This window comes from Nonomuraea sp. ATR24, from assembly GCF_041950485.1.
Taxonomy (GTDB): Bacteria; Actinomycetota; Actinomycetes; order Streptosporangiales; family Streptosporangiaceae; genus Nonomuraea; species Nonomuraea ceibae.
Genome location: NZ_JBGNUU010000003.1, coordinates 188,564 through 204,572 on the forward strand (window position 1 = coordinate 188,564; position 16,009 = coordinate 204,572).

The 16,009-nt window shown below is 72.1% G+C and carries 13 protein-coding genes; 7 read left to right on the top strand and 6 right to left on the bottom strand.

The annotated features are described in order from the left end of the window. Nucleotides 1-20: 20 nt before the first annotated feature. Nucleotides 21-719: a GNAT family N-acetyltransferase gene (locus ACBI99_RS08545; protein ID WP_219510278.1), complete on the top strand. Its 699-nt coding sequence runs from the start codon at nt 21-23 to the stop codon at nt 717-719. A 103-nt stretch (nt 720-822) separates the two neighbouring features. On the opposite strand, the gene ACBI99_RS08550 is transcribed toward ACBI99_RS08545, so the two are convergent. Then, nucleotides 823-1,053, bottom strand: coding sequence for a hypothetical protein (locus ACBI99_RS08550; RefSeq protein ID WP_219510277.1), 231 nt, complete (start codon nt 1,051-1,053; stop codon nt 823-825). A gap of 249 nt (nt 1,054-1,302) precedes the next feature. Between ACBI99_RS08550 and ACBI99_RS08555 the strand changes: the two genes are divergently transcribed. Further along, a complete protein-coding gene (locus ACBI99_RS08555; protein WP_357587425.1) occupies nt 1,303-3,369 on the top strand; it encodes a DNA topoisomerase IV subunit B in 2,067 nt (688 codons plus the stop codon). A gap of 142 nt (nt 3,370-3,511) precedes the next feature. Here ACBI99_RS08555 and ACBI99_RS08560 read toward each other — a convergent pair whose 3' ends face one another. Continuing rightward, nucleotides 3,512-4,003, bottom strand: a complete 492-nt coding sequence (locus ACBI99_RS08560) for a carbonic anhydrase (protein ID WP_219510275.1) — start codon at nt 4,001-4,003, stop codon at nt 3,512-3,514. A gap of 134 nt (nt 4,004-4,137) precedes the next feature. Between ACBI99_RS08560 and ACBI99_RS08565 the strand changes: the two genes are divergently transcribed. Next, nucleotides 4,138-4,467 (top strand): hypothetical protein, encoded by a 330-nt coding sequence (locus ACBI99_RS08565; RefSeq protein ID WP_219510274.1) that lies wholly within the window; start codon nt 4,138-4,140, stop codon nt 4,465-4,467. Here ACBI99_RS08565 and ACBI99_RS08570 read toward each other — a convergent pair. Continuing rightward, nucleotides 4,464-5,027 (bottom strand): thioredoxin family protein, encoded by a 564-nt coding sequence (locus ACBI99_RS08570; protein WP_219510273.1) that lies wholly within the window; start codon nt 5,025-5,027, stop codon nt 4,464-4,466. The genes ACBI99_RS08565 and ACBI99_RS08570 overlap by 4 nt on opposite strands. A gap of 26 nt (nt 5,028-5,053) precedes the next feature. On the opposite strand from ACBI99_RS08570, the gene ACBI99_RS08575 reads away from it, so the two are divergent. Beyond that, nucleotides 5,054-5,428: a VOC family protein gene (locus ACBI99_RS08575; RefSeq protein WP_219510272.1), complete on the top strand. Its 375-nt coding sequence runs from the start codon at nt 5,054-5,056 to the stop codon at nt 5,426-5,428. A gap of 338 nt (nt 5,429-5,766) precedes the next feature. On the opposite strand, the gene ACBI99_RS08580 is transcribed toward ACBI99_RS08575, so the two are convergent. Continuing rightward, nucleotides 5,767-8,256 carry a DNA topoisomerase (ATP-hydrolyzing) subunit A gene (locus ACBI99_RS08580; RefSeq protein ID WP_375072035.1) on the bottom strand — a complete coding sequence of 830 codons (2,490 nt, stop codon included), beginning with the start codon at nt 8,254-8,256 and terminating at the stop codon, nt 5,767-5,769. A gap of 107 nt (nt 8,257-8,363) precedes the next feature. After that, nucleotides 8,364-9,170: a hypothetical protein gene (locus ACBI99_RS08585; protein ID WP_219510270.1), complete on the bottom strand. Its 807-nt coding sequence runs from the start codon at nt 9,168-9,170 to the stop codon at nt 8,364-8,366. 117 nt (nt 9,171-9,287) lie between these two features. Here ACBI99_RS08585 and ACBI99_RS08590 point away from each other — a divergent pair, with 117 nt between their 5' ends. Next, entirely contained in the window at nt 9,288-11,375 is a 2,088-nt protein-coding gene (locus ACBI99_RS08590) for a RecQ family ATP-dependent DNA helicase (RefSeq protein ID WP_357587422.1), read from the top strand. Nucleotides 11,376-11,499: 124 nt separating this feature from the next. Here the strand turns inward: ACBI99_RS08590 and ACBI99_RS08595 are convergent, their stop codons facing one another. Beyond that, the gene (locus tag ACBI99_RS08595) at nt 11,500-12,393 is read right to left on the bottom strand and encodes a carbohydrate kinase family protein (RefSeq protein ID WP_219510269.1); all 894 of its coding nucleotides are present in this window, start codon (nt 12,391-12,393) and stop codon (nt 11,500-11,502) included. A gap of 158 nt (nt 12,394-12,551) precedes the next feature. On the opposite strand from ACBI99_RS08595, the gene ACBI99_RS08600 reads away from it, so the two are divergent. Further along, on the top strand, nt 12,552-15,248 hold the full coding sequence (locus tag ACBI99_RS08600; protein ID WP_375072036.1) for a GNAT family N-acetyltransferase: 2,697 nt from the start codon (nt 12,552-12,554) through the stop codon (nt 15,246-15,248). 130 nt (nt 15,249-15,378) lie between these two features. After that, the gene (locus ACBI99_RS08605; protein ID WP_219510267.1) at nt 15,379-15,969 is read left to right on the top strand and encodes a DUF5998 family protein; all 591 of its coding nucleotides are present in this window, start codon (nt 15,379-15,381) and stop codon (nt 15,967-15,969) included. The last annotated feature ends 40 nt before the right edge of the window (nt 15,970-16,009 follow it).

Genomic DNA, 16,009 nt, shown 5'->3' on the forward strand with positions numbered 1-16,009 from the left:
GTCGGCTAGGCTCGCGGGCCATGAACGTCGACGCTCTCGTGCACCAGGCGTGGCCCGCCTACGAGCAGGTGCGCCACGACGGCTGGATCCTGCGCCACGCGGGCGGCGTGACCAAGCGCGCGAACTCGGTACTGCCGCTCGGCGTCCCGGCCGACCTGGGCGCGGCCATTGAGGCGGCCGAGGCGTTCTACGCGGCGCGCGGGCAGGCGTGCGCGTTCTCCATCGGGCCGGGCGCCACGCCCGGCCTCGACGCCGAGCTGGACCGGCGCGGCTACGCGCGGGCCGACCCGACCGTGGTGATGTCCGGGTCCGTCCCCGGCGAGCCCGGCCATCCCGTACGGGTCGAGGACCGGCCCTGGGACGCCTGGACGCGGACCTGGTGGCAGGTCGACGGCCGCTACGGCGACGGGCTGCGCGAGGCGGGGCGCATCCTCACGGGCGTGCCCGCGCGCTACGCGGCGGTGGAGGAGGACGGCGTGCCCGTGGCGGTCGGCAGGGGAGTGCCGCAGGGGAGCACGGAAGACGCCACGGTCGGCGTGTACTGCATGGCGACGCTGCCGTCTGCCCGCAGGCGCGGGCTGGCGCGCAGCGTGCTGCGGGCGCTGGCCGGGGGCGGGCGGGCCTACCTGGTGGTCACGGCCGGCAACGCCGCCGCCCAGGCGCTCTACCGGAGCGAGGGGCTGGAGCCGGTGGCCGCGTATCACTACCGGGTGCGCTGACCGGGCGCGCTGATCTGGCGTGTGAACGCAGAACGGCGATCCCGGGCAGGCCCGGGATCGCCGTTCTGTCATGCAATATGTGGTTATCTCAAGGCCAGCGCGGTCAGCGCTCGCCGTCGGGGGCGTGGGATCGGGTTTCGCTGAGTCGTGCCGACTCGTCCAGGATGTCGGCGCCCTTTTCGCGCAGCGCCGCGATGTGCTGACGCCCGTGGTGGGCGCAGAACAGCAGCTCCCCGCCCACGGGCAGGGTCGCGCGAATGTATGCCTGGGCACCGCAACGGTCGCAGCGGTCGAGGGCCGTCAGCGGCTTAACGGGGGCAAGAGCTCCAGTCACGTATCGCCTTTCGGGTCACCCCCGCCGAAGCGAGGATCTGGCGTCAGTCACTTGGAACAACATCTAACCGGACGTGGACGTTCCCAACCTCCCCCTCGCTACGCCCAGAGCAGAATGTGTCCGAAAGTAATGCCCAGCAGCCCGGCGGTAACGGCAAACGTGACCGCATGGCAAGCTTGTACGCGTGCGCAGGGGAAGAACGGTAGGCTACGCACACGTGTTCGATGACAAGTGACCAGAGGAGCTGGAGTGACGCTAGTGGAGGCGGGTTACACAGCTCGTCACCTGTCGGTGCTTGAGGGCCTCGAAGCCGTCCGCAAGCGACCTGGCATGTACATCGGGTCCACCGACAGCCGCGGGCTCATGCACTGTCTCTGGGAGATCGTCGACAACGGCGTCGACGAGGCGCTCGGCGGCCACTGCGACCGCATCGAGGTCGAGCTCCACGCCGACGGCTCCATCGAGGTCCGCGACAACGGCCGCGGCATCCCGGTCGACGTCGAGCCCAAGAGCGGCCTGGCCGGCGTCGAGCTCGTCTACACCAAGCTGCACGCCGGCGGGAAGTTCGGCGGCGGCTCCTACGCGGCCTCCGGCGGCCTGCACGGCGTGGGCGCCTCCGTGGTCAACGCGCTGTCGTCCCGCCTCGACGTCGAGGTCGACCGTGACGGCCGGGTCCACGAGATCAGCTTCCGGCGCGGCGTGCCGGGCGTGTTCGACGGCGACGGGCCCACCGCCAAGTTCCGCAAGAAGTCCGGCCTGCGCGACGGCGGCCCGCTGCCCAAGCGCGTCACCGGCACCCGGGTGCGGTTCTGGGCCGACAAGCAGATCTTCCTGCCCGACGCCGAGGTCTCCCTCGACGAGATTCACGTCCGGCTGCGCCAGACCGCCTTCCTGGTTCCCGGCCTCACCCTGGTCGTCATCGACAGCCGCCATGAGGAGCGCGTCGAGGAGGAGTTCCGCTTCGACGGCGGCATCTCCGAGTTCACCGAGTTCCTGGCCCGCGACGAGGCCGTCTGCGACGTGCTGCGGCTGCAGGGCGTCGGCCACTTCCACGAGACCGTCCCGGTCCTCGACGACCAGGGCCACATGACGCCCACCGAGGTGCAGCGCGAGCTGACCGTCGACGTGGCCGTGCGCTGGGGCAAGGGCTACGAGTCGACCGTGCGCTCGTTCGTCAACGTGATCGCCACCCCCAAGGGCGGCACCCACGTCACCGGCTTCGAGCGGGCGCTCGTGCGCACGATCAACGAGCAGTTGCGCGAGACCCGCCTGCTGAAGAACGGCGACGACCCGGTCAACAAGGAGGACATCTCCGAGGGCCTGACCGCCGTCGTCACCATCCGGGTGCCCGAGCCGCAGTTCGAGGGGCAGACCAAGGAGGTGCTGGGCACCTCCGCGGCCACCCGCATCGTCTCCCACGTGGTCAGCCGCGAGCTCAAGGAGCTGTTCGCCAACCCGCCGCGCGGCACGAAGCAGGCACTGCGCGCCGTGCTGGAGAAGATCGTCGCCGCCGCCAAGGCCCGCATCGCCGCCCGCGAGCACCGGGAGAACCAGCGCCGCAAGAGCGCCCTGGAGAACTCCGCGCTCCCGGCCAAGCTCGTCGACTGCCGCAACGACGACGTCGACCGCAGCGAGCTGTTCATCGTCGAGGGCGACTCGGCGCTCGGCACCGCCAAGCTGGCCCGCGACTCCGAGTTCCAGGCCCTGCTGCCGATCCGCGGCAAGATCCTCAACGTGCAGAAGGCGTCCGTGAGCGACATGCTCAAGAACGCCGAGTGCGCCGCGATCATCCAGGTGGTCGGCGCCGGCTCGGGCCGCTCGTTCGACATCGAGGCGGCCCGCTACGGCAAGATCATCCTGATGGCCGACGCCGACGTCGACGGCGCCCACATCCGCTGCCTGCTGCTCACGCTCTTCCACCGCTACATGAAGCCGATGGTCGAGGCCGGGCGGGTCTTCGCCGCGGTCCCGCCGCTGCACCGCATCGAGCTGACCAACCCGGGCCGGGGCAAGGACAAGTACATCTACTGCTACTCCGACGGCGAGCTGCAGAAGGTGCTGCGCGACCTGGAGCGGCGCGGCAAGCGCTGGAAGGACCCGGTGCAGCGCTACAAGGGTCTGGGGGAGATGGACGCCGACCAGCTCGCCGAGACCACCATGGACCCCCGCCACCGCATCCTGCGCCGGGTCCGCATCGAGGACGTCGAAGAGGCCGAGAGCATCTTCAGCCTGCTCATGGGCAGCGACGTGGCGCCCCGGCGGGAGTTCATCGTCAAGAGCGCCGCCGAGGTCGACCGCGACCACATCGACGCCTGACCACCCCCGCCCTGCGGCCCGCCACTTTGCGGGCCGCCACCCAGCGGCCCGCTATCCTGCGGCCCGCCATCCTGCGGCCCGCCATCCTGCGGGCGCCATCCTGCCGGGGCGCTAACCCCGCGAGCCGGCGCTTCGCGGGGCGCTACCCCACGGGCCGCAACACGCCCGAGCGCACGTCGTAGATCGCTCCCTGCACCGGCATGTCCGCCGGCAGGAAGGGCGAGGACGTGATGCGGGTCAGGTCGTGCAGCAGCGCGGCGTGCTGGTCAGGCACCGTGTGAAACTCCAGGCTGCGCGTGTCGACGCCGTTGCTCTGCGTCAGGTCGTGCACGTCGGCGTCCGTCACCTTCGTCATGCCGCAGTCGGTGTGCGGCATGACGAGCACCCGGCGCACGCCGAGCAGGTAGACGCCCAGCACCAGCGTGCGCAGCACGTCGTCGGTGACGCGGGCGCCCGCGTTGCGCAGGATCTTGGCGTCGCCGGGCTTGAGCCCCAGCAGTCCGAGCGGGTCGATCCGTGAGTCCATGCAGGTGACCACCGCGAGCCCGCGTGCGGCGGTGCCGGTGAGCCCAGACTCCTTGAACTTCTCAGCAAACTTCGCGTTACCGGCGAAAACGTCGTCGAAGGCATCCATGTCCTTGATGATCCCATGCTCGTCCCCCGCGAAAACGTGGGGTGGCGGACTGTCGTACTTCGCGAACGACCCCCGATCACTGCTAGCTTTGCGTGATGATGTGCTAGCCCAACGTGACGTAGAAGAGGGTCGTCTTGAGCAGGTCCGAGTCGCTCGCCGCGTATTTCCGAGCCCAGGCCAGGCGCCGCCTGGACCGTGTGGAGTCCAACGACGGCGGCCGCAACGCCAGATGCGCCCTGGCCCTGCTCGACGCCGCCGCCTACGCCGCGGCGCTGCCCGACGACGACCCGCTCATCCTCATGCTCGACCAGGCCGGCTGCTACGGGCCGCTCGGGTGCGAGGACTTCAACCCCGGCCCGGCCGGCGACCGGCTGGTGCGCGGCTGGCAGGGCGGCGAGCCGCACGAGCTGCTGCTGTCGCTGCCCGCCACGATCACCGCCGCCACCGAATGGGAGTCACACTAGGCCGGCGCGTTGCCGGGCTTCCACTTGATGCCGCAGCCGATCGCCGGCACCTGATCCGCGCTGACCGGCACGCCCTCCAGCAGCGCGTCGATCGCGGCCCGCACCGACGAGCCCGTCACCGGCACCCCGTTGCCGGGCCGCGAGCCGTCGAACTCACCCCGGTAGGCCAGCCGGAAGTCGGCGTCGTAGAGGAACAGATCGGGCGTGCACGCGGCCCGGTAGGCCTTGGCGACCTCCTGCGTGTCGTCCAGCAGATACGGGAAGCCGAACCCGGCCCGGGCCGCCTGCTCGGCCAGGTGTGTCGGATCGTCGTCCGGGTAGTTCACGCTGTCGTTGCTGCAGATGGCGACGACCGACAGGCGTGACCCGTAGTCGGCGGCCAACGCGCCCAGGCCGTGCTCGATGTGGCGGACGTACGGGCAGTGGTTGGACAGGAAGACCACGAGCGTGGCCGGCGAGCCGCGCAGATCGCCGAGCGAGACGCTGCCGCCGCTGACGGCGGTGAGGTCGAACGGGGGCGCGGGCGTGCCGAGAGGAACCATGAACGAGTTCGCAGCCATGCGGACCATCATCCCGGAGGTGAGCCATGAAGGGCATCGCGGAGTACCACTCCACGGTGATCGACTGCCCCGACCCGAAGAAGCTGGCGGACTTCTACTCCCGGCTGTTCGGCTGGCCGGTGATCTATGACGAGGACGACTGGGTCGTGCTGAAGGACACCGGCTCGTCGATGCGCCTGGCCTTCCAGCGGGTCGGCGACTTCCGGCCGCCCGTCTGGCCCGAGGGGGAGCGGCCCCAGCAGCTCCACATCGACACCGTCGTCGACGACCTGGACGCGGCCGAGGAGCAGGTGCTCAAGTTCGGCGCCACCAAGCACGAGGTCCAGCCGAGCGAGAGCGACAACTTCCGCGTCTACCTCGACCCGGCCGGCCACCCGTTCTGTCTCACGATCGCCGACTGACCCAGGTACCGGCCCACACGCCCGCCCCGCGCCCGGCCGTCCGGGCCCCCTGGCGACACGCCCGCCGTAGCCTCCAAGGCGCACGGCGGGCGCCAGACCCCAACCAGAGGGACCAGACCCGCGCCCTGCGCCTGCCCGCCCAGGCCCCGCACCGGCCCGCGTTGGCGGCCATCCGCCTGTGTCCAGCGCCCGTTCAGGGTCCGCGGCACCACGACTGTCCGCGCGCGTCCGGGCCCGCCCACGGGCCGTTCAGGGCGTCCGCCTCAAATGGCGGGCGTCCGTACGGCCCGTCCGTGAAGGGCCCCGGCGCCGGCAGCGTGCCGGGGCTCAGGCGGCGGTTACTCGGTGTCCTGGGAAGTTTCTCCCTCGGGGGCGTCGGGGGAGGAGGCGAGGGGGCCGCCGATGGCGCCGATGGTGTGGGTGAGGCGCACGCCCGAGCCGTCACGGCGGCCGATCTCGTCGGGGAGCGGTACGGGCTTGCCGACCGAGGAGACCGCCTTGGCCGGGGCGGGCCCGGCCCAGGCGAGCAGCAGGACGTCCTCGCCCTTGAGGAAGCGCTGGGCGCGTACGCCGCCCGTGGCGCGCCCCTTGGCGGGGAACTCGGCGTAGTCGGACACCTTGCCGCCACCGACCTGGGTGCCGGGCAGCGCGGTGGAGGAGCCGGCGACCGTCACGACCTGGCCGGGCCGGGCCGGGTCGACGACGCCGAACCAGATGACCCGCGCCCCGCCGTCGAGCCGGATGCCGGCCATGCCGCCCGCGGGCCGCCCCTGGGGGCGCACCTGGGCCGCCTGGTAGCGCAGGAGCTGCGCGTCGGAGCTGATGAACACCAGGTCGTGCTCTTCGGAGTCGAGCTCGACGGCGCCGACGACGGTGTCGCCGTCCTTGAGGGTGATGACCTCGAAGTCGTCACGGTTGGCCGGATAGTCGGGCACCACCCGTTTCACCACGCCCTGCGCGGTGCCGAGGGCCAGGCCGGGGCTCTCGGGATCGAGGGAGCCGAGGCCGACCACGGTCTCGTCGGGCTGGAGCGACACGTACTCGGAGACGGGATGCCCGCCCGACAGGGAGGGCGGGCCGGCGGACGGCGGCAGCGTGGGCAGGTCGACCACCTGGACGCGGATGAGCCGGCCGAGTGACGTGACCACGCCAACCTCGCCTCTGACGGTGGTGCGCACGGCGGAGACGAGCACGTCGTGGGCGGTGCGGTCACCGGTGGCGGCCAGCGGGTCGGCGTTGGAGGTGCGGGCCAGCAGGCCGGTGGACGACAGCAGCGCCAGGCAGGGGTCGTCGGCCACCTGGAGCTCGACCGTCGCGGTGCGGGAGACGCCGGACGCCTCCAGCAGCACGGTGCGGCGCGGCGTGGCGTACTTCTTGGCCACCTCGGCGAGCTCGCCGGAGACGACCTGGCGCAGCCGCGTCTCGGACGACAGGATGCCCGTCAGCTCGGCGATCTCGTCGGTCAGCGTCTCCTTCTCGCGGTCGAGCTCCAGCTTGTCGTAGCGGGTCAGGCGGCGCAGCGGGGTGTCGAGGATGTAGGCGGCCTGGATGTCGGTCAGGTCGAAGACGTCCATCAGCCGCTCGCGGGCCTGCCCGGAGTCGTCGGAGGAGCGGATGACCTGGATGACCTCGTCGATGTTGAGCAGCGCGACGATGAGGCCGTCGACCAGGTGGAGGCGGTCCTCGCGCTTGCGCCTGCGGTGCTCGGAGCGGCGGCGGACGACCTCGATGCGGTGGTCGACGTAGACCTGGAGGAGCTCGCGCAGGCCCAGCGTGCGCGGCTCGCCGTCGACCAGCGCGACGTTGTTGATGCCGAACGTCTCCTCCATCGGCGTGAGCCGGTAGAGCTCGTCGAGCACCGCCTCGGGGATGAAGCCGTTCTTGATCTCGATGACCAGGCGCAGGCCCTTGTGCCGGTCGGTGAGGTCCTTCAGGTCGGCGATGCCCTGCAGCTTCTTGCTGGTCACGAGCTCTTTGATCTTGGTGACCACGCGCTCGGGGCCGACGTTGTAGGGCAGCTCGGTGACGACGATGCCCTTGCGGCGCGGCGTGATCTGCTCGACCGCGCACTTGGCGCGCATGCGGAACGTGCCGCGGCCGGTCTCGTACGCGTCACGCACCCCCTGCAGGCCGGTGATCGTGCCGCCGGTCGGCAGGTCGGGGCCGGGGATGAACTTCATCAGCTCGTCGAGCGTGGCCGTGGGCTTCTTGATCAGGTGGCGGGCGGCGGCCACGACCTCGGCCAGGTTGTGCGGCGCCATGTTGGTCGCCATGCCGACCGCGATGCCGGTCGTGCCGTTGACCAGCAGGTTGGGGAACGCCGACGGCATGACCGTGGGCTCGGTCTCCTGGCCGTCGTAGTTGGGCTTGAAGTCGACGGTGTCCTCGTCGAGCGACTCCACCATGAGCATCGCGGCCGGGGCCAGCCGGGCCTCGGTGTAACGCATGGCGGCGGGCAGGTCGTCGGGCGAGCCGAAGTTGCCGTGCCCGTCGACCAGCGGCAGCCGCATCGAGAACGGCTGCGCCAGGCGCACCACCGCGTCGTAGATGGCGGTGTCGCCGTGGGGATGGAGCTTGCCCATCACGTCGCCGACGACGCGGGAGGACTTGACATGCCCCCGGTCGGGGCGCAGGCCCATCTCGCTCATCGAGTAGAGGATGCGCCGCTGCACCGGCTTGAGTCCGTCACGGGCGTCGGGCAGCGCACGCTGGTAGATCACCGAATACGCGTACTCGAGGAAGCTCGTGCGCATCTCCGAGGAGACGTCGATGTCGACGATCCGCTCTTCGAAGTCCTCAGTCGGGGGTGCAGGGGTACGTCGGGCCATGTCGAACATTGTGCCGAAGAAACGCGGGTGCCCGCGACACCGACGTGCTTCGCCGTGCGCCTGGACGCCCACATGATCACTTTTGTGCCGATCTTGCCCCGAAATCGCTAGGCCAGCGACCGCGCCCCGAACACGAGGACGAGGAACAACAGGACCTCGACGCCGTACACGATGTTGCGCCCGGTCGGACCGGCGACCACGAAGGCGACGGCGGCCAGGAAGCACCCGGCGGTCAGCAGCAGGTCGGCCACCCCGAGGACGAGCGCCAGGGCCAGCCGGACCAGGAACAGCACGAACCCCAGGCCGAACCACTGGTCGATGGTCGAGTCGTCGTAGGCCCACCGCGACAGCGACATCGGCGTGTAGAGGCAGCCGTCCCAGAACTCCTGCCACCGCTGGGCCAGGCCGCTGGGCCGCTCCTGCATGATCGCCTGGGCGCCCTGGAACTCGATGACCTTGAGCGTGCCGTCCGTGACGTCGATGAGCACTTCCTGGTTGGCGACCTGGATGACGGCCGTGCCGTTGACCACGGCGGTGAACCGGCCGCCCCCGCTCAGCACCTCGTACACCAGGTCGGTGCCCGCCACGGGCGAGCCGGGCAGGACCCCGTCGTGGTCGCGGAAGATGACGTAGAGGGCGTTCTGCTTCTTGGCCACGAGGCTGTGCTCGGCGCCCACGGAGAACACGCCGATCGGCGTGGCGATCGAGGCGTCGCCGGTGACCTTCACCCCGCCGGGCCCCCACTCGAGCTTGACCGGCAGGAACATCGGCCGGTAGGACGCCTTCACGTCCGTCCCCGCGCAGCCCGCCGCGCCCATCCCCACCACCAGCAGCATCACCGTGACGACCCGCGCGAAAGCTAGACGCGGAACCGCCGGCCGCCGGGCACGTCGCGCGAGTGACAACTCCGCCATGAACCCTCCTGAGGGCCGTGCTCTCCAGGGGTGACGTACGCTCAACGCTTCGCGCCGATGGCGGGTTCCGCCGCTCGCGGGCGCGAATCGTCGGGGAAACCTGGTAACAAGGGACACATGATTGACGCCCCCGACGCCGGGATGCTGCGCGAAGAGGCCGAGGAGAAGCTGCGCGCGCTGGCCGGCGAGCACGCCAGGCTCCGCGACGACCAGTGGAAGGCCATCGAGGCGCTGGTCGTCGACCGCCGGCGGGTGCTCGTCGTGCAGCGCACCGGCTGGGGCAAGTCGGCCGTCTACTTCGTGGCCACCGCCCTGCTGCGCGAGCTCGGCGAGGGGCCGACCGTCATCGTGTCGCCGCTGCTGGCCCTCATGCGCAACCAGATCGCCGCCGCCGAGCGCGCCGGCATCCGCGCCGTCACCATCAACTCGGCCAACCCCGAGGCGTGGGAGGAGGTCTACGGCCAGGTCGCCGACGGCCTCGTGGACGTGCTGCTGGTCAGCCCCGAGCGGCTCAACAACCCCGACTTCCGCGACAACGTGCTGCCCGAGCTGGCCGAGAGCGCCGGGCTGGTCGTCGTCGACGAGGCCCACTGCATCTCCGACTGGGGTCACGACTTCCGGCCCGACTACCGCAGGCTCGCCACCCTCTTCGAGGAGCTGCCGCCCGGCATCCCGGTGCTGGCCACCACCGCCACCGCCAACGCCCGCGTCACCCGCGACGTGGCCGAGCAGATGGGCGAGGACACCCTCGTGCTGCGCGGCCCGCTGGAGCGCGAGAGCCTCCACCTGAGCGTCGTACGCCTCCCGTCGGCCGAGCAGCGGCTGGCCTGGCTGGCCCAGACGCTGCACGAGCTGCCCGGCTCCGGCATCGTCTACACGCTGACCGTGGCCGCCGCCCACGAGATCGCCTCCTACCTGCGCGAGCAGGGCCACGAGGTGGCCGCCTATTCCGGCCAGACCGACCCGGCCGAGCGGCTGGCGGCCGAGGAGGCGCTGCTCAACAACAAGATCAAGGCGCTGGTCGCCACCAGCGCGCTCGGCATGGGCTTCGACAAGCCCGACCTGGGCTTCGTCGTCCACGTCGGCGCGCCGCAGTCACCCGTCGCCTACTACCAGCAGGTCGGCCGCGCGGGCCGCGGGGTCGAGCGGGCCGAGGTGATCCTGCTGCCCGGCACCGAGGACCGCGACATCTGGGCCTATTTCACCTCGCTGGCGTTCCCGCCGGAGCCGGTCGTGCGCACCGTGCTGGAGACGCTGGCCGAGCGCGGCGTCATGTCCACGCAGGCCCTGGAGACCGCCGTCGACCTCAGCCGCAGCCGGCTGGAGATGATGCTCAAGGTCCTCGACGTCGACGGCGCCGTGCGCAGGGTCAAGGGCGGCTGGGAGTCGACCGGCGAGGAATGGTCCTACGACGCCGAGCGCTACTCCCGCATCGCCGCCGAGCGCAAGGCCGAGCAGGACGCCATGCTCGGCTACCTGACCACCACCGACTGCCGTGAGGAATACCTGCGCCGCCGCCTCGACGACGAGGCAGCCCGGCCGTGCGGCCGCTGCGACAACTGCACCGGACGCCACCGCTCACCCGAGATCGCCGCCGGGGCCGTCGAGACCGCCCGCGAGCGGCTGAGCAGGCCCGGCGTCGACATCGAGGCGCGCAAGCAGTGGCCGACCGGGCTGGCCGACCTGTCCGGGCGGATCAAGCCCGAGCTGGGCGCCGAGCCGGGCCGCGCGCTCGGCAGGCTCACCGACATCGGCTGGGGCAACCGGCTGCGCGAGCTGTTCGCCGGGGCCGACGGGCCGATGGCCGACGACATGTTCGCCGCCGTGGTCAAGGTGCTGTCGGCGTGGGAGTGGCGCGAGCGGCCGGTGGCCGTGGTCAACGTGCCGTCGGCGTCGCGCCCGCTGCTCGTGCGCGGGTTCGCCGAACGGCTGGCGCAGGTGGGCCGGCTGTCCTACCTCGGCGAGCTCGGCTACCGGTCGGGGCCGCCCGGACAGCAGTTCAACAGCGCCAAGCGGGTGCAGGCCGTGCGGGCGACGCTGGCGATGCCGCGCGAGGTGGGCGCTGCCGTGGCCGCCTGCGGCGGGCCCGTGCTGCTGATCGACGACCGGGTCGACACCGGCTGGACGATGACGCTCGCCGCCGCCCTGGTGCGCCACGCGGGCGCCCCGGCCGTCCTCCCGCTCGTCCTGGCCACCACGTCCTGAGCGCCGTACGCCCCTGAGCCCCGCACGTCCTGAGTGGCGTACGTTCAGCAGCCCGGGACGTTCGGCAGCCCGGGACGTTCGGCAGCTCGTACGGTGGCTCGGAGGGAGAGGCCCCGCCGGAAGGTCAGAGGCGGGGCCGCGCGCCCAGGTGCACGATCGCCTTGGCGGCCAGGGCGCACCCGGCGCCCAGCGACTCCGCCGGAGGCTTGCCCGCCAGCCACGCCGGCAGGAACCCGGCGCAGAACGCGTCACCCGCGCCCGTGCCGTCGACGATCCGGTCGACCGGCTCGGCCGGCACCCGGACCGGCTCCGGCCGCCCGTTGCCGAACCACAGCGCGCCCTCGGCGGTCATCTTGATGACGACCTGCGGGAACCACGCCGTCAGCACCTTGGCCGCCGCCTCCGGGTCGTCCCGCCCGGTCAGAACCTTGGCCTGGTCGATGTTGGCGAACAGCAGCTTGGCGCCGTTGGTCCACTCCAGGAACGGCTCGGCGCCCGTACGCTCGAGAGGCGCCGACGAGGCGCAGTCGACGGAGATCGACATCCCCGAGCGGCGCGCCATGTCGAGCGCGGCCAGCCCCGCGTCGCGCGAGCCCTCGTTGATCAGCGTGTAGCCCGACAGGTGCAGGTGGCCGCCGCCGTTGAACAGGTCACGCGGCAGGTCCTCCGGCGACAGCGCCGCGTTGGCGCCCGGGTCGGACAGCATGGTGCGCTCGCCCTTGTGCGTGACGAGCACCACGCAGGTGCCGGTGGGACGCTCGGGGTCCATGACGAGCCGGGCGTCGACGCCGTAGCCCATCAGCTCCATGTCGCGGTTGCGCCCCGTGATGTCGGCGCCCCGGCGGCCGATGAAGGCCACCTCCGCGCCCTCGACGGCTAGCCACGAGGCGATGTTGGCCCCGGACCCGCCACCGTGCATCGTGACGATCGCCGGGGTGTCGCTCGCCCTGGCGAGCGCATAACGGGCGCGCGCCACCGCGTCGGTCATGAGATCGCCCACCACGACGACCCGCGTCATGATGCCACCACCTTGCTGCCTACAGATCGAGCCTGGCCACGGCAAAACTAACAGCTTCCAGCCGGTTCGTGTGGCGGACCCCCGACACCCGGCCTGAGTCGATGCACAAGCGTTGCCCAACTTCTTGACATGTGGGACGCGGGTTTACGCTCGTGACTGTGGAGGCACAATATCCCGCTCACTGGGAAGCCGACGTCGTCCTGGCCGACGGCGGCACCGCGCACGTGCGCCCGATCAGGCCCGCAGACGCCGATCGGCTGCGCGCCTTCTACTCGCGGCTGTCCCCTGAATCCATCTATTTCCGGTTCTTCGGGCCCCGGCCGCGCCTGTCCGACCGCGAGGTCACCCGGTTCACCACCGTCGACTACGAGAGCCGCGTCGCCCTGATCGCCACCATCGGGGCGGAGATGGTGGCCGTCATCCGCTACGACCGCACCGGGCCGGGCGAGGCCGAGGTCGCCTTCCTCGTCGAGGACGCCCACCAGGGCAGGGGAGTGGCCTCCGTGCTGCTCGAACACCTGGCCGCCACCGCCCGCGAACGCGGCATCGAGCGCTTCGTCGCCGACGTGCTGCCCGCCAACATGAAGATGATGGGCGTGCTGCGCCAGGCCGGCTACACGGCGGAGAGCAGCTTCGCCGACGGCGTCGTCCGCATGACGCTCGACCTCACCCCGACCGAGACCGCCGCCGAGGTCACCACCGCCCGCGAGCACCGCGCCGAGGCCCGTTCGATCGCCCGGCTGCTCACCCCCGGCTCCGTCGCCGTCATCGGCGCCTCCCGCGAGCCCGGCGGCGTCGGCCAGACCGTGCTGCGCAACCTGCTGGCCGCCGACTTCACCGGCCCCGTCTACCCGGTGCACCGCGAGGTTCGCGCCGTCGCGGGCGTGCGCGCCTACCCGAGCGTGACCGCCATCGACGGCGAGGTCGACCTCGCCGTCGTCGCCGTGCCCGCCGAGAGCGTGCTCGACGTGGTCAAGGAGTGCGCCGAGAAGGGCGTGCACGGCCTCGTCGTCGTGTCGTCGGGGTTCGGCGAGACGGGCAGCCGCGGCCGCGCCCGCCAGGACGAGCTCGCCCGCATCGCCCGCTCCTACGGGCTGCGCGTGGTCGGCCCGAACTGCCTGGGCATCGCCAACACCGACCCCGCCGTCAAGCTCAACGCCACCCTCGCCGCCACCGTCCCCGGCCGTGGCCGCGTGGGCTTCTTCAGCCAGTCCGGTGCCCTCGGCACCGCCCTCCTCCAGCGCGTCAAGCAGCGCGGCATGGGCATCTCGTCGTTCGTCTCCGCGGGCAACCGGGCCGACGTGTCGGGCAACGACCTGCTCCAGTACTGGGAGGAGGACGACGCCACCGAGGTGATCCTGCTCTACCTGGAGTCGCTGGGAAACCCGCGCAAGTTCACCCGCCTGGCCCGGCGCATCGCCCGCACCAAGCCCATCGTCGTCGTCAAGAGCGGCGGCACCCCGTCCGGCCACTCCGCCGAGGAGCTCGGCCTGCCCGACTCCGCCGTCAGCTCCCTGTTCGAGCAGGCCGGGCTGATCCGGGTGGCCGACCTCATCGAGCTCTTCGACGTCGGCCAGCTCCTGGCCTACCAGCCGCTGCCCGCCGGGCCGCGCGTCGCCCTGGTCACCAACTCCGACGCGCTCGGCCTGCTGGCCGCCGACGCCTGCGTCGCCGCCGGGCTCGCCCCCCGGCCCCCGGCCAACCTCGGCCCCGCCGCCGGGCCCGACGAGTTCGGCACGGCCCTCGCCGCCGAGCTGGCCTCACCCGAGGTCGACGCGGCGGTCGTCATCTACATGCCGCCCATCCCGGGTGACGCCGCGGGCATCGCCGACCGGCTCATGGAGGTGTCGCGGGGCTCGGCCAAGCCCGTCCTCGCCACCTTCCAGGGGCATCTGGGCATGCACCCCTGCCTCCAGACGGGCACCGCCCCGGCGCGCGGCTCCATCCCCTCCTACGCGGCCCCCGAGGAGGCGGTGCGCGCCCTGTCCCACGCCGTCCGCTACGCCGCCTGGCGCGCCCGCCCCGCCGTCCCCCCGGCGGACCTGGAGGACATCGACACCCCGCGCGCCCGCGCCCTCGTCCACCGCACCCTCACCCCGCCGCCCCAGGAAGCACCCGGCACCCCTGCGGACGAAGCCGCCGCCGCCCCCGCCGTGCCGGACGCCGGGGCGTTCGCCGAGGCGGGGCCGCCGGTCCTGGCCGACGCGGCCAAGCTGCTCGCCTGCTACGGGCTGAGCGTGTGGCCGGCCGAGGTGGCCGGGTCGCCGGACGAGGCGGTGGCCGCCGCCGAACGGCTCGGGTGGCCGGTGGTGCTCAAGCTCGCCGACCCCCGCGCCGCCCGCCGCGCCGGGACCGTACGCCTGGGCCTGTCCACCGCCGAGAGCGTCCGCCACGCGTACGCCGAGCTCGCCCGCCAGTTCGGCGACGCCACGGAGCTGGCCGTGCAGCGCATGGCCCCGCAGCCCGCCGTCCCCACGGTCGTGACCGTCGTCGAGGACCCGGCGTTCGGGCCGGTGGTGTCGTTCGGGCTGGGCGAGGTGACCGCGCGCCTGCTGCTCGACCAGGGGTTCCGTCTCGCGCCGCTGACCCGTGACGACGCCGCCGGCCTGGTGAGGTCCGTACGGGCCGCGCCGCTGCTGTTCGGCGAGTACGGCTACCCGCCGGTGGCCGTCGACGCCCTGGAGGACCTCCTGGTCAGGGTGGGCCGTCTGGCCCACGACCTGCCGGAGCTGGCCCGTCTCGACCTGGACCAGGTCCTGGTCGGCGAGAGCGGCGTGATCGTCCTCGGCGCCCGCGTGACCCTCCGCACCCCGCCCGGGCCCCGGCTGGACGGCGGCCCCCGCCGCCTGGGCTGACCGGCACGGGCGGCGGGTTCCGCCCCGGCGGGGAAGCTGGGGGCGAAAGGGAAAATTTCGGTGTTGAAGACGTTATAGAGCGTTATATCCGGCGGGTGAGTGCACTGCGACGCCCTGGCAAACTGGATCCATGAGGGAAACCCGAGTCTCAGCCGCGGGCCTGCGTGAAGCGATCGAGCGCAGCGGCTACTATCCCGACCTCGTCACCGATGCGGTCGAATCCGCGCTGGGCAAGGAGGCCGTGACCGCGTTCGTGGTCCATCACGAGGCCACCTTCGATCCCGCGATGGAGGTGCGCCGGCACGTCACCGTGCTGGTGCTGTCCGGCACGAGGCTGCTGGTGTGCCACACCGACGAGCACCCGGCGGTGGAGGGGGTCTCGACGGCGCACGCGTCCACGACCACGGAGGCGGTGCGGCTGAGCCGCGTCCAGTCGGTCGCGGTGACCCGGGTGGTTCCCGACCCCGCCTCCTACGTCCCGGGCGTGCCGCCCACCGAGGTGACGCTCACCATCGGCTGGGGCGCCATCTCCCACGTGGACCTCGAACCGGCCACCTGCGGCGACGAGAACTGCGAGGCCGACCACGGCTACACCGGCGCCATCACCGCCGACGACCTGTCCCTGCGCGTCAGCGAGGCCGCCGACGGGCCCGAGGCGGTCACCCACGTGCTGGCCTTCGCCAAGGCCCTGTCGGAGGCCACGGCCCGCGCCGCCGCCTGAGCGATCATCCCCCGTACGGCCTCGCCGACGCTGTAGGTGG